General features: G+C 64.9%; 20 protein-coding genes and 2 riboswitches. Of the genes, 13 read left to right on the forward strand and 7 right to left on the reverse strand.

The window, feature by feature from the left end:
* Positions 1–9: 9 nt before the first annotated feature.
* Positions 10–1,023: an RNase H family protein gene (locus AC50X5_RS14165; RefSeq protein WP_494976718.1), complete on the forward strand. Its 1,014-nt coding sequence runs from the start codon at positions 10–12 to the stop codon at positions 1,021–1,023.
* 17 nt (positions 1,024–1,040) lie between these two features.
* Here AC50X5_RS14165 and AC50X5_RS14170 read toward each other — a convergent pair whose 3' ends face one another.
* From AC50X5_RS14170 to AC50X5_RS14195, 6 genes are all read right to left on the reverse strand, one after another.
* Positions 1,041–1,328 (reverse strand): WXG100 family type VII secretion target, encoded by a 288-nt coding sequence (locus AC50X5_RS14170; protein ID WP_493984851.1) that lies wholly within the window; start codon positions 1,326–1,328, stop codon positions 1,041–1,043.
* A gap of 125 nt (positions 1,329–1,453) precedes the next feature.
* Positions 1,454–2,899, reverse strand: coding sequence for a sensor histidine kinase (locus AC50X5_RS14175; RefSeq protein ID WP_494976719.1), 1,446 nt, complete (start codon positions 2,897–2,899; stop codon positions 1,454–1,456).
* Between the two features lie 2 nt (positions 2,900–2,901).
* The gene (locus AC50X5_RS14180) at positions 2,902–3,612 is read right to left on the reverse strand and encodes a response regulator transcription factor (protein ID WP_493984853.1); all 711 of its coding nucleotides are present in this window, start codon (positions 3,610–3,612) and stop codon (positions 2,902–2,904) included.
* A gap of 66 nt (positions 3,613–3,678) precedes the next feature.
* Positions 3,679–5,325 carry a DNA repair helicase XPB gene (locus AC50X5_RS14185; protein WP_494976720.1) on the reverse strand — a complete coding sequence of 549 codons (1,647 nt, stop codon included), beginning with the start codon at positions 5,323–5,325 and terminating at the stop codon, positions 3,679–3,681.
* 49 nt (positions 5,326–5,374) lie between these two features.
* Complete coding sequence (locus tag AC50X5_RS14190) at positions 5,375–7,876, reverse strand: helicase-associated domain-containing protein (protein ID WP_494976721.1); 2,502 nt, start codon at positions 7,874–7,876, stop codon at positions 5,375–5,377.
* 10 nt (positions 7,877–7,886) lie between these two features.
* Complete coding sequence (locus tag AC50X5_RS14195) at positions 7,887–8,120, reverse strand: hypothetical protein (protein WP_494976722.1); 234 nt, start codon at positions 8,118–8,120, stop codon at positions 7,887–7,889.
* 121 nt (positions 8,121–8,241) lie between these two features.
* Here AC50X5_RS14195 and AC50X5_RS14200 point away from each other — a divergent pair, with 121 nt between their 5' ends.
* The gene (locus AC50X5_RS14200) at positions 8,242–8,625 is read left to right on the forward strand and encodes a cold-shock protein (protein WP_493984856.1); all 384 of its coding nucleotides are present in this window, start codon (positions 8,242–8,244) and stop codon (positions 8,623–8,625) included.
* A complete protein-coding gene (locus tag AC50X5_RS14205) occupies positions 8,618–9,223 on the forward strand; it encodes a DUF3027 domain-containing protein (protein WP_494976723.1) in 606 nt (201 codons plus the stop codon). The genes AC50X5_RS14200 and AC50X5_RS14205 overlap by 8 nt, the downstream gene beginning before the upstream one ends.
* Positions 9,224–9,302: 79 nt before the next feature.
* Here the strand turns inward: AC50X5_RS14205 and serC are convergent, their stop codons facing one another.
* Complete coding sequence (gene serC / locus AC50X5_RS14210) at positions 9,303–10,433, reverse strand: phosphoserine transaminase (RefSeq protein ID WP_494976724.1); 1,131 nt, start codon at positions 10,431–10,433, stop codon at positions 9,303–9,305.
* A gap of 275 nt (positions 10,434–10,708) precedes the next feature.
* Between serC and AC50X5_RS14215 the strand changes: the two genes are divergently transcribed.
* The 10 genes from AC50X5_RS14215 to AC50X5_RS14260 all read left to right on the forward strand — a co-directional run bounded on the left by AC50X5_RS14215 (position 10,709) and on the right by AC50X5_RS14260 (position 21,865).
* A complete protein-coding gene (locus AC50X5_RS14215; protein ID WP_494976725.1) occupies positions 10,709–11,404 on the forward strand; it encodes an iron-dependent transcriptional repressor DtxR in 696 nt (231 codons plus the stop codon).
* Positions 11,405–11,584: 180 nt separating this feature from the next.
* A riboswitch (cyclic di-AMP (ydaO/yuaA leader) is annotated at positions 11,585–11,792 on the forward strand.
* 3 nt (positions 11,793–11,795) lie between these two features.
* The gene (locus AC50X5_RS14220; RefSeq protein WP_494976726.1) at positions 11,796–12,632 is read left to right on the forward strand and encodes a M23 family metallopeptidase; all 837 of its coding nucleotides are present in this window, start codon (positions 11,796–11,798) and stop codon (positions 12,630–12,632) included.
* Positions 12,633–12,760: 128 nt separating this feature from the next.
* Positions 12,761–12,939: riboswitch (cyclic di-AMP (ydaO/yuaA leader) on the forward strand.
* Between the two features lie 61 nt (positions 12,940–13,000).
* Positions 13,001–13,702 carry a C40 family peptidase gene (locus AC50X5_RS14225; RefSeq protein WP_494976875.1) on the forward strand — a complete coding sequence of 234 codons (702 nt, stop codon included), beginning with the start codon at positions 13,001–13,003 and terminating at the stop codon, positions 13,700–13,702.
* A 98-nt stretch (positions 13,703–13,800) separates the two neighbouring features.
* Positions 13,801–14,565 (forward strand): NlpC/P60 family protein, encoded by a 765-nt coding sequence (locus AC50X5_RS14230; protein WP_494976727.1) that lies wholly within the window; start codon positions 13,801–13,803, stop codon positions 14,563–14,565.
* 206 nt (positions 14,566–14,771) lie between these two features.
* A complete protein-coding gene (locus AC50X5_RS14235; RefSeq protein WP_463937024.1) occupies positions 14,772–15,272 on the forward strand; it encodes an HNH endonuclease in 501 nt (166 codons plus the stop codon).
* Positions 15,273–15,358: 86 nt separating this feature from the next.
* A complete protein-coding gene (mobA, locus tag AC50X5_RS14240; protein WP_494976728.1) occupies positions 15,359–16,051 on the forward strand; it encodes a molybdenum cofactor guanylyltransferase in 693 nt (230 codons plus the stop codon).
* Complete coding sequence (locus tag AC50X5_RS14245) at positions 16,032–16,373, forward strand: DUF6457 domain-containing protein (protein WP_494976729.1); 342 nt, start codon at positions 16,032–16,034, stop codon at positions 16,371–16,373. The genes mobA and AC50X5_RS14245 overlap by 20 nt, the downstream gene beginning before the upstream one ends.
* Positions 16,370–17,698, forward strand: coding sequence for a molybdopterin molybdotransferase MoeA (locus tag AC50X5_RS14250; RefSeq protein ID WP_494976730.1), 1,329 nt, complete (start codon positions 16,370–16,372; stop codon positions 17,696–17,698). The genes AC50X5_RS14245 and AC50X5_RS14250 overlap by 4 nt, the downstream gene beginning before the upstream one ends.
* Before the next feature lie 136 nt (positions 17,699–17,834).
* The gene (fdhD, locus tag AC50X5_RS14255; RefSeq protein WP_494976731.1) at positions 17,835–18,770 is read left to right on the forward strand and encodes a formate dehydrogenase accessory sulfurtransferase FdhD; all 936 of its coding nucleotides are present in this window, start codon (positions 17,835–17,837) and stop codon (positions 18,768–18,770) included.
* A 68-nt stretch (positions 18,771–18,838) separates the two neighbouring features.
* Positions 18,839–21,865 carry an alpha-mannosidase gene (locus AC50X5_RS14260; protein ID WP_494976732.1) on the forward strand — a complete coding sequence of 1,009 codons (3,027 nt, stop codon included), beginning with the start codon at positions 18,839–18,841 and terminating at the stop codon, positions 21,863–21,865.
* The last annotated feature ends 151 nt before the right edge of the window (positions 21,866–22,016 follow it).

Below are 22,016 nucleotides of genomic sequence, written 5' to 3' on the forward strand. Positions count from 1 at the left end.
GATGGTCCGGTGACGATTACTGCAGCAGCCGACGGTTCGGCTTTGGGAAATCCCGGTCCCGCCGGATGGGCCTGGTATGTGGATGACAACTGCTGGCGCGCCGGTGGCTGGCCGCACGGTACCAATAACCAGGGTGAGCTGATGGCAGTGCTGGACCTCTTCCGTGCCACCGAACACCTCCCGGCGGAGGAATTGCACATCCTCTGCGACAGTCAGTACGTCATCAATTCGGTGACCAAGTGGATGCCGGGATGGAAGCGTAAGGGCTGGCGGAAGGCCGACGGAAAGCCGGTCCTGAACGTGGAACTGCTCCAGGACATCGACCGGGCACTCAAGGGACGCAAATATACTTTCGAATGGGTTAAGGGCCACGCCGGCCACGATCTCAACGAAGCCGCCGACGAGCGGGCCAGGGCCGCAGCCACCGCATACCAGCAGGGAATAGAGCCACGCCGCGGCCCTGGGTTCCCGTCCTCACCTTCCACCGGGCGTCCCTTGGCGCCGGCTGGGGCCACGACATCGCGCTCGCAAGGTGCCACTTCACTGGACCCGGCAACCTCAGCAGCAGGGGGCAAGCCAGGAACCTCGGCACGCCAAGCCCCGCCCAACCCCGAGCCTTACGCCGAGGACCTGTTCAGTGAACTCGAACGCGAGGCCGTCTCCGGTTTGGCCCCGGCAGAGGAAAATCCCGAAACCTTGGTGGAGGCCCTGGAGCGCGAGTTGCTTCTTCCTGAGGTCCGCGCGGACATTGGGCGGACGGGCGTGCTGCTGCACCCGGATTACCTTGAGATAGGCGCATCCGGTCGGATGTGGAACCGGGATGCGATCATGATGGAACTGGAGGAGGACCCTGGGGAAAAGCTCCGGTTGGATATCCTCGGGGCCGACCGCATCGGCACCAGCGCTATCCTGCTGACCTACCGAAGCTACTCCAGGGCCGGGTCCGCGCTCCGCAGTTCACTGTGGGTACTGGATGGCAGCCAATGGCGGCTGCGTTTCCACCAGGGCACCCCGGAAGTCTAACGCGCTGCCCTTTCCGGTCAGCTGAAGCGCTGCGTGTTGCCCTGCTCGGTCTGGGCATAGCTCATGGCCGCGGATGCGAGGGCGGTATTGATGGACGCCAGTGATGCCTCCACGCGGCCCTGTGTCAGGGTCCATTCTGTGACGAGCGACTGGAAGTTGGTGGCTGCAGAGCCCCGCCACGTGCCCTGAAGTTCGTCCAGCCCACGCTTCATGGTCTGGACATCGGCGCTGATGCGGTCCACGGTGGCGCGGACGTTGGCTGATTTGAGCTGAAGCAGTTCGGTGTCAACGGAGATGATGCTCATGGCGGGGCCTCTTTCTGACGGGCTTTTCCGTAGCTGCCTACGGGAATCGTTGCCGGTGGTCCGGGGAATCCGGACCTTTCAAGCGAGCCTACGGAGGGTGTTCAGGCAGCCGCTACGGCCCGGCGCTATATGTGGATAACATCCGGATCGTCCCTGGCCGGAAGGGTCACCACGAAGGTGGCTCCGCCGCCGGGGGTTGGCTTTACCCGCACCGTTCCGCCATGTGAGCCAACCACCGCCGCAACGATGGCCAGTCCCAGTCCGCTGCCGCCGGTTTCACGGGTGCGGGACGTGTCGGCCCGGTAGAAGCGCTCAAAGACCTTACCGGCCTCCATCTCATCGATGCCGGGACCATGGTCACGGACTTCGATCACAGCATCGGTGCCGCCGTCGGAGGAACGGGTGCCCACGGCAATTTCTATCGGTGAGCCGTCCGGGGTATACCGCAGGGCGTTGCCCACGAGGTTTCCCACCACTTGGCGCAGTTTGGCCTCGTCTCCCAGGGCAGGCGCGGGGGCGGGAGCGTCGCCGTCGAGCCCTGCCAGGGTGATGCTCCGTGTCCGGTCACTGGCCTGGCTGTCCACCACGGCATCGTGGGCCAGTAACTGCAGGTCCACGGGCTTGCGCTGCAGCGGCCGCTGTTCGTCCAGCCGGGCCAGCAGCAGGAGGTCCTCCACCAGCGATCCCATCCGCTTGGCTTCGCTTTCAATCCGCCCCATTGCGGTGGAGACGTCTTCCTCGGTGGCCAGGGCGCCGTGCCGGTACAGCTCGGAGAAGCCCCGGATGGTCACCAACGGCGTCCGGAGTTCGTGTGAGGCATCGGCGGCAAAACGGCGCATCCGGCCTTCCGACGCGGTCCGGGCCGCGAAGGCGCCCTCGATGTGCTCCAGCATGGCGTTCAGGGATTCGCCCAGCCGACCCACTTCGGTGCCGGGGTTTTCGATGTCCACGCGCCGGGACAGGTCGCCGGCGGCAATCGCGGCAGCGGTTTTCTCCACCCTCGCCAAGGGCTGGAAGGACCGCGACACCGTCCAGTTGGCAGTCAGCGATGCCAGCAGCATGGTGAGGAGCCCGACGCCGGTGGTCACCAGTGCGGCATGGCTCATGACGTCATCCACAGACTGGAGAGGCAACCCGATCACCACCACCGCGGATTCGCCATTGCTGGTAGTGACGGCCACGGCCACCACGCGCCAGTTCTTCCCGTCAGTGCCGCCCACCTGGAATGGCTCCGCTGCCCGGTGCCGGGCTTCGTCCACGCTGATGCCGGTGATGTCGGGGCGGTTGGCGGTGTCGCCGCCAAAAGGCACCGGGTCCTGTCCCTCACTGAAAACCAGCAGCGAATATTCCGTGGGCACCCATGGGCCCGGTGCCTGCAGCTGATTGAAGGAGCGCTGCGTCCGGGCAACATCGACGGCGGCCTCCAGCTTCTGGTCTACCTGGTCCACCAGGTAGGTCTGCAGCATGGTCAGGGTTCCCACGCCGGTGACGGTCAGCGCCACCGCCAGGAGGGCCATGATGATGGCCACCAGCTGGGATCTCAGCGGGGCCGCTTTCCACCGTCCAAACAAGGTCAGCGCTTCTCCGCGGTCCGCAGAACGTACCCTACGCCCCGTTTGGTCTGGATTAATGCCGGGGCTTCGGGGTCAAGGTCCACTTTGCGCCGGAGATAGGAGATATAGGATTCCACAATCGAGGCGTCGCCGTTGAAGTCGTACTCCCACACGTGGTCCAGGATCTGGGCCTTGGACAGCACACGGTTGGGGTTCAGCATCAGGTACCGCAGCAGTTTGAACTCGGTGGGGGACAGTTCAATGACGGTTCCGCCACGGCGCACCTCGTGGGCATCGTCGTCGAGCTCCAGGTCGCCAACCCTGATGACGGCATCGTCGTCGATCAGCGGCTGGGTCCGGCGCAGCACTGCGCGGATCCGGGCAACCACCTCATCCAGGCTGAACGGCTTGGTCACGTAGTCATCTCCGCCAACGGTTAGCCCGGTGACTTTGTCCTCGGTATCGTCCTTTGCGGTCAGGAAGAGTACCGGGAAGTGCTTGCCGGCAGCACGCAACCGGCGCGTGACGGTGAAGCCGTCCATATCCGGGAGCATGACGTCCAGGACGGCGAGGTCCGGTGCGTGCTCCTCGACGGCGGCCAAGGCATCACGGCCGTTCGCAGCGGATACCACCTCGAACCCCGCGAATCGCAGCGACGTGGACAGCAGCTCGCGAATATTGGGTTCGTCGTCAACCACCAGCAGCCGGGCTTCAGGGCCATTTTTGTTCATACACCCATCATGCTCCCAGTATCTGGGAGTTTTCTGAGCGTCCGATGTGTGTTTACTCAGGGCAACTCAGGGGGCGGTGCCTGCGTCCTTGGCGTCCATGATCCGGTACGCGTAGCCCTGCTCGGCCAGGAACCGCTGCCGCTTGGCCGCGAAGTCCTGGTCCAAGGTGTCACGGGCCACCAACGAATAGAAACGCGCGGCGCGGCCATCCTTCTTGGGGCGCAGCAGCCGGCCCAGGCGCTGGGCCTCCTCCTGACGGGAGCCGAACGAGCCCGAAACCTGGATGGCTACCGAGGCCTCCGGCAGGTCGATGGAGAAGTTCGCCACCTTCGAGACAACGAGCACCTGCACCTCGCCGGCGCGGAATGCCGCGAACAGCCGCTGGCGCTCCTTCACGGGGGTGTCGCCCTTGATGATGGGTGCCTTAAGCCGCTCGCCGAGTTCATCAAGCTGGTCGATGTACTGGCCGATCACCAGCAATTGCTCGCCCGCATGCAGAGCCACGAGTTCCTCCACCACCTTGGTCTTGGTCTCGGAGGTGGCGCAAAGACGGTACTTGTCGGCGTCCTCGGCCATGGCGTAGGCCACCCGCTCGTCGCGCGGCAGGTCCACCCTGACCTCAACACAATCCGCAGGAGCGATGTATCCCTGGGCTTCGATGTCCTTCCACGGTGCGTCATAGCGTTTGGGTCCGATCAGGCTGAAGACTTCACCTTCCCTGCCGTCCTCGCGGACCAGCGTGGCCGTCAGTCCCAGCCGTCGCCGGGCCTGCAGGTCCGCGGTCATCCGGAAGATCGGGGCAGGAAGCAGATGGACCTCGTCGTAGACGATCAGACCCCAGTCATGACCGTCCACCAACTCCAGGTGCGGGTACAGCCCGCCGCGCTTGGTGGTCAGGACCTGGTAGGTGGCGATAGTTACGGGCCGGACTTCCTTGACAGAACCGGAGTACTCACCGATCTCGTTCTCCGTCAGGCTGGTCCGCTTCAGCAGCTCATCCTTCCACTGCCTGGCGGAGACGGTGTTGGTCACCAGGATCAGGGTGGTCGTGGAACCGGTAGCCATGGCTGCCGCGCCCACCAGGGTTTTCCCGGCACCACAGGGAAGCACGACGACGCCGCTGCCGCCGGCCCAGAAGTTTTCCACAGCCAGTTTCTGGTAAGGACGCAAGGCCCAGCCGTCCTCGTTGAGGGCGATCAGGTGCGGGGTTCCGTCCACGTATCCGGCGAGGTCTTCGGCCGGCCATCCGATCTTCAGCAGCTGCTGTTTGAGCTGGCCGCGCTGGGATGACTGCACCACAATGGTTTCGCCGTCGATCCGTGGGCCCAGCAGCGGCTGGATTTTTTTGGCGCGGATCACCTCTTCAAGGACAGGGTAATCATCCGTGCGCATCACCAGCCCGTGCTGCGGGTCCTTCTCCAGGCGCAGCCGGCCGTAGCGGGACATCGTTTCCTCGATGTCGATCAGGAGGGAATGCGGCACTGGAAAGCGGGAGTACTTCAGCAGGGTGTCCAGAACCTTTTCCGCGTCCAGCCCGGCGGCGCGGGCATTCCACAGGCCCAGCGGCGTCAGCCGGTAGCTGTGGATGTGTTCGGGGGCGCGCTCAAGTTCGGCGAAGGCCGCAATGGCATGCCGGGCCTCGGTGGCCTGTTCGTGGTCCACCTCCAGCAGGATCGTCTTGTCGCTCTGGACGATCAGGGGGCCGTCGCTCATGCGGTTCCGTATCGGTGCCGAATATTCAAGGGGAAGGCATATGCCTTGTTCATGGGGACCACTCTTCTGCCGGTTCTTCCACCGGTTCGACGTCGATGACGCGGTGCACGGAAACCACCCGTTCGGTTTCCTTGACCGGATCAAAAACCCGGATCCTGCCGCCGTTTACTGATAGTGGAACAACAGTTTCCAGTGCGGCATTCCCGAGTCCGTCCACAACGTTCATGGTGACGCGCTGTTTGAGGCGGATGGCTTTCTGCAATGCTTCCAAACCCAGCTGGGTAGCGGCTTCGCCAGTGGCGGCAGGGGTTTCCTGGCGCAGCACCGCCAGCTGGGCGTCGATGTCTGCGGTGGCCGGCGCAGTACCCGGGGCTGAGTACACGGGCCGCGCCATGCCAGGTGCCGCCGTCGTACGGCGAAGCCTGACCACGGCAGCCGGCCCGCTCTCCTCCACCGCCGGCGACAATCCCACTCCACGGAGGGCTTCGGCAGCCTCACGCGGAGCGTACGCCGAAACCAGCACCGTGGGCGCAATTTGTATCAGGCCCAGACCGGCAAGCCGCGGGTTCCGCAACATCTCCACGATGCCCGTCTCATCCTCGCTCTGGATGTAGCTTGACGCCCCGCCAACCCGTAGCCGGCCGTACCGTGCGGCGGTGTCCTGGACCAGGTACTCCAGGGGCTGCGGTACCGGGGTGGCCGAATGCTCGCGGAGGAACCCCAGCATGGCGGGGGCATCCAGGCCGGCGTCCAGGGCGCGCCGGACCGAAGCCACCGAGAAACGGTAAGTTGTTGCCGGTCCCTGGCCTTCGGCGTCTGCCATGCGCAGCAGCCCGGTGCTCACCTCCGGGGCGAGGTATCCGGGAGCCACGGCGGTTAGATCAGCCTGCAGCAGGACGTGGTTCAGGGCGGTGGGGAGGTGCTCGCCCAGCAGTTCAAGGGCGGCGTCGGGGGAGTCGTCGGCGATGGCGCTGCCCAACTGGCTGAGGGCACCGGAGCCCATCAAACCCAGGATCTCGGCTTCCGTCAGGACTCCCTGCACCAGCGAACTGAACCGGCGTGACATCCGGGGCTGGGCCCAGGCGGCGCGTTCCAGTACAGCTGAAGCATCCAGCACCGGGGTACTGGCATCGTCTTGAGCCGTGCCGCTGCCCGACGCGGTACAGGCCTCGCGTGTCAGTTCGTTGAGGATTTCGAGGATCCGCTTCCGGATCAGCGGCGCATCCGGCCGCTGGGCCTCGGCGGAGAGTGTATTCACCACTGCAGCTGTACCACCGGGCCCGTTGCGGGCCGGCCCGGCAGAGCCGCCACCGTTCACTGGCTGGCCCACCAGCGACGGCACCCGCTCACTTCCCAGCCAGGCGCGGACCAGCCACAGCCATTGCTCCTGCCTTGGAAGGGACAGCCACTCCAGCTGCGGAGGTTGAACCCAGGCGGAACGGTCCACGTCAAGCCGGAGAAGGCCGGCAAGCGCTGCCATCTCCGTCAACAGTGCCGCCTGGGGGGGCTCCACCCTGAGCGCGTCCGCCAGCCGCTTAACCTCCCGCACGCCAACACCACCGCTGCGCAGGGTTGCCAAGGGTTGATCCCGGACAATATAAAGCAGCTCGGTTATCAGCCGCAGGGTTTCGCCGATCGCGCCCAAGGCTGCGTTGCGGCGCCGCATGGCGCTGGTCCTGCCCAGCCGGGGAACCGGAGGCACCAGGCCGAAGTCATTGATGATGGCTCCACCACGCAGGGCCAGGCCAACGCTGTGCGGCAGTTCAACGTGTGCCGCGTCGAGCGGTACCAGCAACCCGCGTGCCAGCAGCCAGTCAACAGGCCCGACGTCGGATCCCTCGTGGAGGACGGATACCTTCCGCTGAGCCTGGGGGACGGCACCCATGGCCCAGTCTCCGAATTTGGCCAGTAACGCCGTCGTGCGTTCCGGTGCCGTGCTGAGGATGGCGGCCAGGGCTTCCGGGGAGGACGTCCAATGCTGGAGTGCCAGTGCGGCCTCCATCGGTGTGGCCGCGGGCGGGATGTCCGTGCCGCGCTGGCGGAGTTCGGCCACGAGTTGGACGGCGCGCTGCGTGAAGGCCGGTTGAAGCCGGACCAGCTCGGTATAGCTGCGGCCCAGGCCGGCGGGGTAGATGCCGAGGACGTCCTTGAGGCAGGCGACCGGCAGGTAGAAATGGTGCCGGCCGCCCGCCGGAGTCCCATGCGGGGGAGCGGCGCGGTGCACCAGGGCAAGGTCCTCCAGAGACGCCAGGAAACGTTCGATGGCGGTGATGCTCGATCCGGCGATGAATTTCTTCAGGATGGCAGCCGAAGCACTGTGGCCGGTGTCCGTATTGGTGCACAGATGCAGCGTCTCCAGAACCTGCATCTGTGGCCGGTTCAGGCGCTCCAGGGCCCGTTGGACGCTGACCCGGCTGCTGGCCCGTGCCGCCAACGCACTAAAGTCCGGAACACCGGGGGACATGAGGTCCGGACGTGCAGCGAGCAGGGCACGCAGTGATTCATCACTGCGCGCCTCAAGGTCCTTGCTGAGCACACGGATAAGGGACATCAGTCCAACGTTACCGCCCGCCGCCCTTTCCCGCCCGGCGGCGTCCGGCAGCTGAGTCCAGCACCAGGAACACGAGCAGCAGGAAAGCCAGTGGAAGGCCGAACAATGCCGTGGACGTAATCCACGCCGGAGCCGGGGTTCGCGCAAACGCCATGGCCATCACGATGCCCACGGCTACCAGGGAAATGACGGCTACGACAGCGGCGATGATCGTCAGGGAACGTCGGAAACGCGTGGGAGTCATACAGGCAACGTTAACAGGGCCTGCCCGGCAGTCGGCACTTGCGGGAATCGGCTGCGGGGCAGGATAACCTAGGAGGCAGAAACCAGTTTTGCAGGATCCGAGAACAAAGAAGGTTGATAACGTGCCTACCGGCAAGGTCAAGTGGTATGACAAGGAAAAGGGCTTCGGCTTCCTCGCAGGTGAGGATGGCCAGGAGGTTTTCCTGCCCAAGTCCGCACTCCCCGAAGGGACGCTGGACCTTAAGCCCGGCACCAGGGTGGAGTTCGGCGTAGCCGACGGCCGTAAGGGCGCCCAGGCATTGGGCCTGCGCATCCTGGACAAGACGCCTTCCATTGCGAAGGCCAAGCGCACCAATCCGCGCGACCTGGCACCGCTTGTCCAGGACCTGGTAACGGTCCTGGACAACCTCTCCGGAACGCTTTCTGCCGGAAAGTACCCGGAAGGCAACAAGGGAAAAGCCATCGCGACGGCGCTCCGTAAGGTTGCCGACGAGCTGGATGCCTAGGCTCGCCGTGGACGCCGAAGCTGAAGGATCCGCACCCACCGGTGCTGCCTCCGCTGCACGGGTGAAGACTCCCGCTAAACGGTCCGCTGTCCCGGTCTGGCGTACAGGCAAGCCCGACGCAGTGCTGGCCGCCGCCGTGGATGTCGCCAGGGAAGCGGTCCAGTCGATCGCAGACCCATCCGACGTCGGCACTCACATCGGTGCCCGCACGGAGGGCGACCGCGTGGTTACGCACCTCTTTGAATGCCGGCTGTCCGGCTATCCGGGGTGGCAGTGGTTCGCGGTACTGACCCGCAACTCGCGCTCCAAAGTAATTACGGTCAACGAGGTTGGTCTGTTGCCTTCCGAGGATTCGGTCCTGTCCCCCGAATGGGTGCCATGGGCTGAACGGGTGCGCCCGGAGGATGCCCGGCCGGACGATGTTCCGGAGGAGGCTGAAGTGCGGGAAAGCGAAACTTCTGAGGGATTGCCGGATCCGGCTGCCGTGGTGGAACACGATGCCATCGAGTCGGTCAAGCACGTCGAGCTGGCAGCGGATTCCGACGAAGATGACACCGCTGACGCTGCCGGCCAGTCTGCTGTGGACGGCACCCACTAGGCAGGTGGCTTGAACAGACGGCGCCGCCCCGGCACAAAGCCCGGACGACGCCGTCGAACCCTGAAACTCCTGGTTCCAGTTACTTCTTCAGTCCCGCCACCACGTAGTCGATGCAGGAAAGCAGGGCTGTGACGTCGTCCGGCTCGATGGCTACAAAGGTGGCAATCCGCAGCTGGTTGCGGCCGAGCTTGCGGTACGGCTCGGTGTCCACAACGCCGTTGGAGCGCAGGACCTTGGCAACCTGGACGGCATCGATCGAGTCGTCGAAGTCGATGGTGGCGATGACGTTGGAGCGGTCCTCCGGGTTGGTGACGTACGGAGTGGCGAAGCTGGAGGCCTCCGCCCACGCGTAGATACGTCCGGCCGAATCGGCGGTGCGCTTCGCGGCGAAGTCCAGGCCACCGTTGTTGTTAAGCCACTTGACCTGGGCGTCCAGGGTCACCAGCGTGGACAGCGCCGGAGTGTTGTAGGTCTGGTTCAGGCGGGAGTTGTCGATGGCCGTCTGCAGGTTCAGGAAGTCCGGGATCCAGCGGTCGCTCTGCTCGATCCGGGCAGCGCGCTCGATAGCGGCGGGGGAGAAGAGGCCAAGCCACAGGCCGCCGTCGGATGCGAAGTTCTTCTGCGGGGCAAAGTAGTAGACGTCGGTTTCGGCGACGTCCACGTCCAGGCCGCCCGCGGCGGAGGTGGCGTCGATGGCCACCAGGGAACCGGGGTCTGCACCCTCGACCCGGCGTACAGGAGCGGCGACGCCGGTGGACGTCTCATTCTGCGGCCAGGCGTAAAGGTCCACGCCGGCCTCTGCCACCGCAACCGGACGCGTTCCGGGATCTGCTTTGATGATGCTGGATTCTGCCAGGAACGGTGCCTTATTGGTGGCAGCGGCAAATTTGGAGCCGAACTCGCCGAAGGAAAGGTGCTGTGCCTTGTTCTCCACCAGGCCAAACGTTGCAACGTCCCAGAAAGCAGTGGAACCGCCGACGCCCAGGACCACTTCATAGCCTTCCGGCGCCCGGAAGAAACTGGACAGGCCGTCCCGGACCGAACCAACGAGATTCTTCACGGGTGCCTGGCGGTGCGAAGTTCCGAGAATGGTGGTGGACGCAGCGGAGAGTGCTTCCAGCTGCTCCGCCCGTACCTTGGACGGGCCGGCGCCGAAACGTCCGTCCTGTGGCAGGAGGTTGGCGGGGATGGTGATGCTGGCGTCGCTCACTAGGGCTCCAAATTCGTAGGGACAGTTTGGCCGCAGCGGCCGTCGGACGGGACAGTCAGTGATGGCTGCTGTAGGGGCCGCTTTCATTCTGCCTGACGACGCTGTCCTCCGGGAACTGGAGCTGTCACAGTGGGGACTTTTGGGGGCCGGCCACCACCCGGGGATTATCCGGAGTAATTCAAAATAGGCTAAGCTGAGGACCTGATAAGCGACGCGCTATCAGTACGCGATACGGTGGACGAACGCATGGGACTGCGCTCAAGGAGCTGAGCTGGATGACGGATCTGATCGATACCACGGAGATGTATCTTCGGACCATTTTGGAGCTTGAAGAAGAGAACATCGTGGCACTTCGCGCCCGCATTGCGGAGCGGCTGCGCCACTCGGGGCCAACGGTTTCGCAGACCATCGGCCGCATGGAACGCGACGGCCTGGTGGTTGTTGCAGGCGACCGGCACCTGGAACTCACCGAGCCAGGCCGTAAGCGTGCCACAGAGGTCATGCGCAAGCATCGGCTGGCCGAGCGCCTCCTGTCGGACATCATCGGCCTGGATTGGGCCTATGTCCACGACGAGGCCTGCCGCTGGGAGCACGTGATGAGTGAGCGCGTTGAACAGCGGATTTATGAACTGCTGGACCACCCCACCGAGTCGCCTTACGGCAATCCCATCCCGGGCCTGGCAGCACTGGGCGGCGAAGTGGGTTCCGCCTTCACGGACGGCGTGATCAACCTTCTGGAAGCCATGGCTGCCTATAGTCCGGAGTCCACCGTGCGGGTTTGCCGGCTGGCGGAGCCCATCCAGGTTGAACCTGAGCTGCTGGTCCAGCTGGACGAGGGCGGGATCCGCCCCGGCACCGACGTCACGCTCGAACGCGTGGGCGAGTACATCTCGGTCCGGGTTGCCGGCATCGAAGGCGCCCTCGAATTGCCGCCGGAAGTTGCCGCCCACGTTTTTGTGAAGCTCTCCTGATTGTCCTCTAACCTCTGTCCTGCTTCATGGGCAACCGGCCTGACGGATCGCGGGCGCGAAATGGTAAGCCAACTTCCTTTATAACGGAATTGTTACTGTTCGGTCTCATCGCCTATAGTTAATCTTCGACGCCGATACCTAAGCGTTATCTGGTCCGAAAGCCTAGCTCTGCCAGCGGACCGGTTGTTCGAGTCACCTTCTGGCAGGGGCGGGGGAACCACAATCGGCCGTTTTCGAGCGGCCTTGGGGTGAAGTCCGCAGCGGCAGTCCTTTTGATAAACGAATCCCCTGGATATCTGTGCGTCAAGATGACCTGCTTTGCGGGCCGGGTCGCTAACTCTCTGATCCGAATCCGACAGCTAACTTCGCAGGCTTCCAGAGAGGAAAATACTTGAGCACGCAGAATTACAGGGGCCGCCGTCGCGCCGTCGGCTCTGCTTCGCAGCCACGGGTTGCTGAAGTCCCCCTCGCGGACCGTCCCCGGGACCCGCAACGGGAAGCGCGCCGCCACCGGAGCCCGTTCCGGCAGCTTACTGACTTCGCTGCCGCGAGTGGCATTGGCCAGAAGGCCGGAATCGGGCTTGCCGCCACGGGCCTGCTCCTGACGATCACCGTCCCGGTGACCAGTCCGGTACTCGCCAATTCCGCCCTTCCCATCGCTGCGTCCAGCGCTTCTGCCGCCGTTGTTGCTGCGCCACAGCCCGATATTTCCGCGGAATCCGCAGCGCAGGTCGATTTCAGCCGCACGGCCGTCACTACCCAGGGCGATCCTGACGGAAAGCTCAAGCAGCTCCTCAGCGCCCAGGCCGCGTCTGCCGTGACCCCGGCCGCCTCCGTGGGCAGCCTGGCCGGCCCGCTGGCGTCACTGACCACGGTTTCCCCTTATGGCTACCGTGTCAGCCCCATCACGGGCGGAACCGGCGATTTCCACCGTGGAACCGACTTCGCTGCCCAGTGCGGCACCCAAGTGCTCGCCGCAGCAACCGGCACTGTCACCTTCGCGGGATGGCACCCCTATGGCGGCGGCAACCGCGTTGTAGTGGATCACGGTAACGGCCTGGAGACCACCTATAACCACCTGTCGTCCTTCAAAGCCACGGTAGGCCAGAAGGTCAGCCGGGGCGACGTCGTGGCTTTCAGCGGCACCACAGGCGCTTCCACCGGCTGCCACCTCCACTTTGAGGTGCAGGTCAACGGTGAAGTCGTTGATCCCGCCGGCTGGCTGTAACCAAACGATGAACGGCTCTCGGTTCTGTGCAACACGCCGTGACCTGAATGTGACATTGAAGAAGAACTGCTGTACCGTCTAAACCGCGTCAACTTTTCCGAAGTTGACGTTCTTGAGTGGATTGCCTAACTCTGCCACCGCCCAAGGTCCGTTCGCATGACATCGTCTGGCAGAGACGGGGGAACCAAATATGGCCTTCTTTGGAAGGCCTTGGGGTTAAGTCGCAAAGCTTCCTTGGAAGCGGCGCGGCCGGGTGAACTCCCATCCGAATCCGACAGCTCACCTCGCAGGCATTGGGAGAGGCTACTTACGTGTCGTCACGCCATAATCTTGCGCGCCACCGCGCCCAGCCGGTGCGCACCAACCCCATGGGAACTGTTTCGAAGGCCGTCAGCGCCAATGCCGGGACCGTAGGTCGCCAGGCAGCGGTTATTGCAGCAGCTTCCGGCCTTATCCTCAGCATCGGCCTTCCGGCCAACGCAGCAGACAGCACGGTAGGCGTCTCCGCTTCCCTTGAGTCGGCTTCCCAGACCTCGCTGGCTGTCACGGCCGCCCCGACGGCCACCGTGTCGTTCGAACGCCCCGTGATCACCACCGTCGCCGCCCCTGTGATTGAGGTCATTGAGCCCCGGTCCAACGATGAAGACGATGAAGCTGCAGGGGCCACCGCAACCGCCACCGCCACTGCCGCTACCGCAGTCACCACCAAAGCTCCCGAAGCGCCGGCTGCCACCTCGGCTGCAGCTTCAGGCCTGGCAGCTATTGCCTACACCGGCATCGGCAGCCCCTACGTCTGGGGTGGCAACACTCCCGCCGGCTGGGACTGCTCCGGCTTTACGCAGTGGGTCTACGCCCAGGCTGGCATCTCCATCCCGCGCACCGGTGCCTGGAACGCCATGACCCCCACGGGCAACCCGCAGCCGGGTGACCTCGTCATGCAGAACGGTGGCGCACACGTTGGCATTTACGTCGGCAACGGCATGATGATCAGCGCGCTGAACCCGTCCCAGGGCACGCTGCTGCATTCGGTAGCCGCCACGGGTTCGTCCTCCTTCTACACCCTCCGCTAAATTCCCGTTCGGGGCTTGCCGGCGTACCAAAATAACGCCGCAACGCTCAAAACCTCATGCCGCCCAACCGGCTAGAGGATTCGAAAGAGAGATCCCCCATGTCAACAAGTGCGTCTGCACGGCACCGCGCTGAGGTCACCAAGACCAGCGCGTTGGCCACCATTGCCAAGGCCGTCGGCGACAACGCCGGCGGAGTGGGCCGCCAGGCCGCTGTCATTGCAGCAGCCTCCGGCCTTGTTCTGAGCAGCGGCGTTGCCGCCAACGCCGCTGACTCCGGTATTCAGCGTGAAGCGGCCACGGCCTCCTCGGTGGATGTCCGGTCATCGGTACCGGCAGTCATCACCGCGGCCTCCAGCATCGCCATCTCCTTTGAGCGGCCTGCCGTGACCACCACGCCGGCTCCGGTCGAAGAAGAGCCGGCACCTGCTGTTGAGGTCAAGGCAGCCCCGGAAAAAGAAGTCGCAGCAGCGCCGGTGGCCCCGCAGGCTGTGGCCGCTTCCAAGGCTGCCCCGGCTCCGGCCGCCGCTTCCACCGGGCTCAACTCCACCATCCTGGCTGCCGCCTACGCGCAGATCGGCGTCAACCAGGACTGCACCATGCTGGTCACCAATTCGCTGGCAGCAGTGGGCATCCACTTCCACGACTGGCCTGCCGGTTACCTGTCCCTGGGCCGCACCGTTAGCGCAGCCGAGGCCCAGCCGGGTGACGTCGTGTATTACGCCGACGGTGGCGCGGGCGTTGCACACGTTGCGATCTACGCTGGAAACGGCCAGGCCGTCCACGGCGGCTACAACGGCAACCAGACGGTCCTCTTCAGCGTCAACGTTGGTTCCGGGCCGGTTTTCATCCGCGTCAACGGCTAACAGCTTCCCGTGAGATGCGGCAGGGACTTCCACTTCGGTGGGGGTCCCTGCTGCATTTAACTGCAGGACACGGTATTTACCGGACGCCCGATTAGCCCTAAACGGCCTGCGGTGTTTACTCTGGACTTGTCGATCCATAGCCCGGACATGCCGAGGGCAGCCGGCCCTCGTGCCCCTGACGGGTGCGGCCGTGAAGAGGTATGTGCATGCGCACTCTCGTTCTGAATGCTGGATATGAACCGCTGGCGGTTATCACCTTCCGCCGGGCGCTGGTGCTTGTGCTCACAGGAAAAGCCAGTGTGGTTGCCGAGGGGGAGGACCCCGTCGTCGGACCGCAGGAGATTCTGGGCAGACCCTCCGTGATCCTGCTCAACCGCTACATCCGTCCCCGCTACAACAGGGCGACGGCGGTCAGCCGGCGTGGCGTGCTTCGCCGCGACGGTCACCGCTGCGCCTACTGCGGTAAGGCGGCGCACACCATTGACCACGTGCACCCTAAGTCACGTGGTGGGGCTGACTCCTGGGAGAACCTGGTTGCCGCGTGCCTGCGCTGCAATAATGCCAAGGGCGATCACACTCCGGCGGAAATGGGCTGGAAGTTGCGCTTTGTCCCGGAACCTCCGCAGGGCACCATATGGCAGATCAAGGAGCTGGAAAAGCCGGCACCGGCATGGGATCCCTTCCTGCTGCCGGAAAACGCCGCCTGAGCAGCAGCCCTTCGGTCTCACCTTCGTCCCACGCGGGTTTTACCGCCCCCAGCGCGAAGCCGGGCACCGGGAGGTACGCTGGGGCGGTGGATTACGACGCCCTGATTCTGGCAGGAGGACGCTCTGCCCGGCTGGGCGGGGTGCCTAAGTCCAGGTTGCTCTATGGTGGCGTCGCGCTGCTGGATCGTACGGTTGCCGCGGCCCGGGGAGCGCACAGGATTGTGGTAGTCGGACCCGAGGATCCGTTGGACCCGTTGCCCCCGGACGTGCTGCACGCGCGCGAAGACCCGCCATTCAGTGGGCCGGCAGCTGCCATCGCCGCCGGGCTTGGGGCCCTTTCCAGGAACCGCCCGCCCATGGCATTCACCCTGGTCCTGGCGTGCGATATGCCGCTGGTGAGCCTGGCAGTTCCCGCCCTCCTGAAGGCTTGTGCTGCCGGAGCGGGACTCGGAGAGCTAAGCTTCGGGGGCGTTGCGGCCGTCTCGCCCGACGGCCGTCGCCAGCCGCTTGCCGCCCTTTATAGCACTGCCCTGCTACAAAAGAATGCTGACGAGCTGGCGTCGCTCGGAAAGCTTACGAACGGTTCGGTCCGGGCTCTCCTTGCTAATCTTGACGTGGCGACTGTCCCGGTCCCCGGGGGTTCCACCGACGACGTCGATACCTGGGCTGATGCGGAAGCCCTGGGAATCGAGCGGGCAGACCCACCATACGGGTTTGGTCAGTGCCTGGAAGAAGCTACTTTGGAGGCAGACGGTGAAGATGCAGGACGAGATTCTTGAGGACTGGAGCAAGTTCCTGCTCGCTGCCTTCGAACTGGAAGGCGTGGAAGTTGACGTAAGTGCTGTCCTGTCCCTGGCCGGGGTGGCCGCGCACTCGATCGTCCGTCCGGCCGCCCCGCTGACCACCTTTATTGCCGGTTACGCTGCCGGCAAGGCCGCAGGCGCCGGCCAGTCCCCGGCTCCGGCGGCCATGGCCGCCACCATGGAGCTGGCCCGGAAGCTCGCAGCGGAGTATCCACGAACCGGGAGCGCCGCGGATCTATCCGCCGGAGCCGGGCCCGCTGCCACTGATGCGGCGCCGGTGGCGGACTCTCCCGAATGACGCCGGATACGCCAGCTCCGCCGCACCACCATGCCCATACCTGGGACGAAGCCCGGCAGTCAGCCCTCAACAGCGCAGTTCCCATCCCGCCAGGCCCCGTACCCTTGCGGCAGGCGGTGGGCCGAGAGCTTGCGGAGGACGTGCCGGCGTTGCAGGACATGCCGCACTACGCCTCATCCGCCATGGATGGTTGGGCTGTCAACGGCTCCGGGCCCTGGATCCCTGTGGAGCGCGGTCAGCGGCTGGCCCCGCACCAGGCCAGCCCCATTGTCACCGGCGGCCTGGTACCGCCCGGTGCCAAGGCAGTGCTGCGCAGTGAGAGTGCGGCGCTGGGCACCGATGAAGACGGCTTGCCGGTGTTGCATCTGGGCGGCACGGCACGTCCCGGTGAACCACGCAATGGCCAGCACATCCGTAAGGCGGGGGAGGAAGCTGCCGCCGGAGAACTGCTGATCAAAAGCGGCGTCACCCTCAATCCTGCCCACATTGCCCTGGCCGCCCTGGCCGGATATGACGAGCTCGTCGTCCGGGGCAAGGCGGTAGTGAAACTGCTGCTGACCGGCTCGGAAGTGGTGGACAGCGGGCTCCCGGAGCCGGGTAAGGTCCGGGACACGTTCGGCCCCCAGCTGGCCGACGTCGTGAAAATGATGGGCGGCATGCCCGGCGGGGCGCTGCGGATCGGTGACAGCTATGAGGAATGGCTCGCGGCCCTCGAGGACCAACCCGGTGAAGAACCGGCCGACGTCGTTATCACCACCGGCGGCACCGGCCGCTCCGAGACGGATCACCTGCGCCGGGCCGTTGCTGAGCTGGGTGGCCGGCTGGTTATTGACGGCATCGCCATGCGGCCCGGGCACCCCGCGGTGTTGGCCGAACTGCCCGATGGCCGCCTGATACTTGGGCTGCCCGGTAACCCGCTGGCAGCCATGATGGCGCTCTGTACGGTGGGCTGGCCGCTCCTTGCCACACTTGGCAACGGCAGGCCAATGATCGTGCGGGAAGTACCTTGCGGGACCATCATGGAGCCGCAGCTGGGCCATACCCGCCTGTTGCCCTTCCGGATGCTCTACGGCATGGCGTCTCCTTCGCAACACACTGGCGCCGGAATGATGCGCGGCCTCGCTTCCGCCGATGGTGTGATGGTGGTCCCGCCGCACGGCGTCCAGCTCGGCGAGCCTGTGCCGGCGTTTGCCTTGCCCTGGACTCCGGAGCTGCGTACGCACGAGGATGCAAAGGCCAAGGAAAAACCCGCAGCCCGGAAACAGCGCCGGAGTAATACCGCTAAGCCCGCCGGTCCAGTGGACTGGAGCGCCCTCCTCGATTGACGCATTTGGTGGCGCCGGGATGAACACCTTGGGATGATGGAAGGATGAACAGGCGCCCGCCCCAAGAGGACACCAACAAGGACCACCTTCAGGCCCACGGGCCGAAGTACAGCCCCGACGAAGAGAGCCGTAACCCATGGGACGTGTAACCCAGCGCCGCCGGATCCACCGCTACGTCCTGGACGGTTCGCCGGCCGCCGTCGAATTTCCGGTCCGGAACCGTGAAGACGTCCTGGCCGTGGAAGAGCCGCTGGAGGTCCGGCTGGGCCAGATGTCCTTCTCGGTGACCATGCGTACGCCCGGGGACGATTTTGACCTCGTGGCCGGCTTCCTGGTGTCCGAAGGCGTGATCTGGGAACCCGAGCAGCTGGTGTCCATGCGGTTCTGCGCGGGGGAGGACGAAGACGGCGTGCAGACCTTCAACGTCGTTGAAGCCCAGCTGCGCCCGGACGTTGTCCTTCCGGAGCGGGGCCGGAACGTTTTCACCAGCAGCTCGTGCGGTATCTGCGGAACTGACTCGATCGACGCCGTCCGGAAGTCCTCGCACCACGAGCCCAAGGGGGACGGGATGGCTATTCCGGCAAAGGTCCTGGCGTCCTTGCCGGACCGCCTCCGTGAAGCCCAGAGCCTCTTCGATGCTACCGGTGGTGTGCATGCGGCAGGTCTTTTCCGCGTGATGGACGACGGCGGCGTGCAGATGCTCTGCCTGCGCGAGGATGTAGGGCGCCACAATGCCGTGGACAAGGTGGTGGGGTGGGCCCTGCGCGAAGGACTATTGCCGCTGCACAACCTAATACTGCAGGTATCCGGACGGGCTTCCTTTGAGCTGGTCCAGAAGGCGGCGCTGGCCGGAATCCCGGTGCTCGCAGCGGTGAGCGCACCGTCCAGCCTGGCGGTAGAGCTGGCGGCCTCGGAGGGGATGACCCTGGTGGGCTTCAGCCGCGGCAGCAGCCTGAATGTATATGCAGGCCAGTCCCGGATTGCTGTGCCGGATGCTGCGCCTGCCACCGCCGTTGAGCTCCCGGCCGATGCGGAATCCGCCCCGAAGCCCGGCTTGGATATCGTGGTCTGAAACAGTAGATTTTGTCCATCGATTGGACACGCTTTTACACGGATCCAGCAATCAAATGAGGCCACACATTGCACGACGACCGCCGGCTCACGGAAGTCCGTCTCGACCGCTTCATGCGCGAGCGCATCGCTACTGCCGTTTATGCCCGCAGTACGCCGCTTTCCCTGACCAGTTGGGACGTTCCCGACGAGCCAGTGCCGGTGGAGGAAGCCCTGCAACAGGAGTTCCGCCACCAGGAACCGGGCGCTGCCTGGGGCAGGCCGTGGAGCACCATGTGGCTGCGCCTCCAGGGCGAAGTTCCGCACCACTGGGGCACTGAGCCCGGTACCGCCGTCGAAATCGTGGTGGATCTGGGCTTCACCCAGGAGACCCCCGGGTTTCAATGTGAGGGCATTGCGTGGCGCCCCGACGGCAGCCTTATCAAGGCCATTTCGCCCCGGAACCAATACATCCCGCTCAAGCTCCTGGGCTCCGGGATGGCTATCGATTTTTACGTCGAAGCTGCCGCCAATCCGGATGTTGCCCAGGGGTGGACCTTCGCGGCAACCCCATACGGCGACAAATCCACTGCCGGCAGCGCGCCGCAGTACCGGCTCGGCAGCATCGTCATCGCAGAGCTGAACCAGGCCGTCTGGGAGCTGCAGCAGGACGTGTGGACTCTCCACGGGCTGATGCACCAGCTGCCGCTGGAACTGCCCCGCAGGTACCAGATCCTGCGTGCCCTCGAGCACATGATGGACGTCATGGACCCGGACGACGTCGGCGGAACGGCCGAGGCCGGAAGGCGGGCGCTCGAAGACGTGCTCAGCCAGCCTGCGTATTCGTCTGCCCATCAACTAGTGGCCACCGGGCATGCGCATATCGACTCGGCCTGGCTGTGGCCCGTCCGCGAAACCATCCGCAAATGCGCCCGCACCTTCTCCAACGTGGTGGCCCTGATGGATGATCACCCGGACTTCGTCTTCTCCTGCTCCTCGGCCCAACAGCTTGCCTGGATCAAGGAGTACTATCCTGACCTGTTCCGCCGGGTCAAGGAAAAGGTGGCGGCCGGCCAGTTCGTCCCTGTGGGCGGGATGTGGGTGGAATCAGATACCAATATGCCTGGCGGCGAAGCCATGGCGCGGCAGTTCATCGAAGGCAAGGGCTTCTTCCTGGCGGAATTCGGCGTGGACTGCCAGGAGGCCTGGCTGCCCGATTCCTTCGGATACTCCGCGGCCTTGCCCCAGATCGTCAAGGCGGCGGGAAGCCAGTGGTTCCTGACCCAGAAAATTTCCTGGAACCAGGTCAACCGGATGCCGCATCACACCTTCAACTGGGAGGGCATCGACGGCACGCGGCTCTTCACGCATTTTCCGCCCGTGGACACCTACAACGCGGAACTCAGCGCACGCGAACTGGCCCATGCCGAGCGGAACTACCGCGACCATGGGCGCGGCAACTCCTCGCTGGTGCCCTTTGGCCACGGCGACGGCGGCGGCGGGCCCACCCGGGAAATGCTCGCGGCAGCTCATCGGACCGCGAATCTGGAAGGCTCACCGAAGGTCCGGATCGGCACCGCGGAGAGCTTCTTCCAGCAAGCCAGCGAGGAGTATGAAAGCCTGCCGGTCTGGGTAGGGGAGATGTACCTGGAACTGCACCGCGGCACCTACACCAGCCAGGCCCGCACCAAGCTCGGCAACCGGCGCAGCGAGCACCTGCTGCGGGAAGCCGAGCTGTGGTGCACCACAGCCGCCGTACGCCATGCCGGGAATTTCACCTATCCGGCCGCTGAACTGAAGCGGCTCTGGCGGCTGGTGCTTCTCCACCAGTTCCATGACATCCTGCCCGGCAGCTCCATCGCCTGGGTCCACCAGGACGCCGAGCGGAACTACCAGGCCATCGCCGAGGCTCTGGAGCGGATGATCGCCACCGCTGCGGCCGCACTGACAGGACCAGGCCCGCGTACGCTGTTGCTGAACGCTGCGCCGCATCCCGGCCGCGGTGTACCGGCCCTGGCCATTGCGGAAGCCGTCACCAGCGAAACCCCGGTGCAGGTAACGCAAAGGGAGGGCTCGGTAGTGCTGGATAACGGCCTGATCCGGGCAGAGCTCGATTCCGCCGGGATGCTTGTTTCGCTACGCGACCACGCCACAGGGCGGGAGGCCATTGCCCCCGGCGAAGCCGGCAACCACCTTGAACTGCACCGGGACACCCCCAACGAATGGGACGCCTGGGACATCGACGAGTTCTACCGGCGCAACGTTACCTCCATCCGGGAGGCGCAGAGCCTGGCCGTGGACCAACAGCCAGGTGCCGCCGTCGTGGTGGTGGAGCGGCTGGCTGGAAAATTACCGGTGACCCAGCGCATCACCCTGGCGGCCGGCAGCCCATCGCTGGCCATCACTACCAGCGTGGATTGGCAGGAGCGCGAGAAGCTGCTCAAGCTGGGGTTCCCGCTGGATGTCAGGGCGGACCGCTCGGCGTCCGAAACCCAGTTCGGCCACGTGTACCGGCCAACCCACGTCAATACGTCCTGGGAAGCGGCCAAATTCGAGATTTGCGCACACCGCTGGATCCACGTCGGTGAGCCGGGCTATGGGGTGGCCATCGCCAATTCTTCGACATATGGCCACGACGTCACCCGGGGAGTAAGGAACGACGGCGGCACCACCACCACGGTGCGCCTGTCCCTGTTGCGTGCCCCTAAATTCCCGGATCCCGCAGCTGACCAGGGAATGCATGAGCTGACGGTTACGGTCCGGCCCGGCGCCGGCATCGCCGAGGCCGTCGAGGAAGGCTACCGGACAAATCTTCCGCCGCGGCTGGTGCAGGGCGAACACGGCGTGGAGCCGCTGTTCACCATGGACAATCCGGCGCTGGTGATTGAGGCAGTGAAGCTGGCCGAAGACGGCTCGGGGGATGTGATTGTGCGGCTGTATGAATCGCTGGGCCAGCGATCTGCCGGCACCCTGACTGCAGGCTTCGCAGTCACCGGAATCCGGGCCGTGGATCTACTGGAACGGCCACTTGAACTGGCCGGGATGGAGACCGATGGCCCTGCTGCCCGGCTTTCCCTGAACCCATTCAAACTGGTGACGCTGCGTTTCGTCCGTTAAACAGGCTGAGTGGGGGCGGGTCCCCAACGGCCCGCCACCACTCATCCCCCCAATGTGCGTGAAAGCTAACCTGGGTGCAAGAAATAATCCCCGTTCGCAACACCAAAGCTTAGGCACTTTCACACATTCATGATTATGCCATCCTCTAATG

Source organism: Pseudarthrobacter sp. MDT1-40-2 (genome assembly GCF_059383595.1).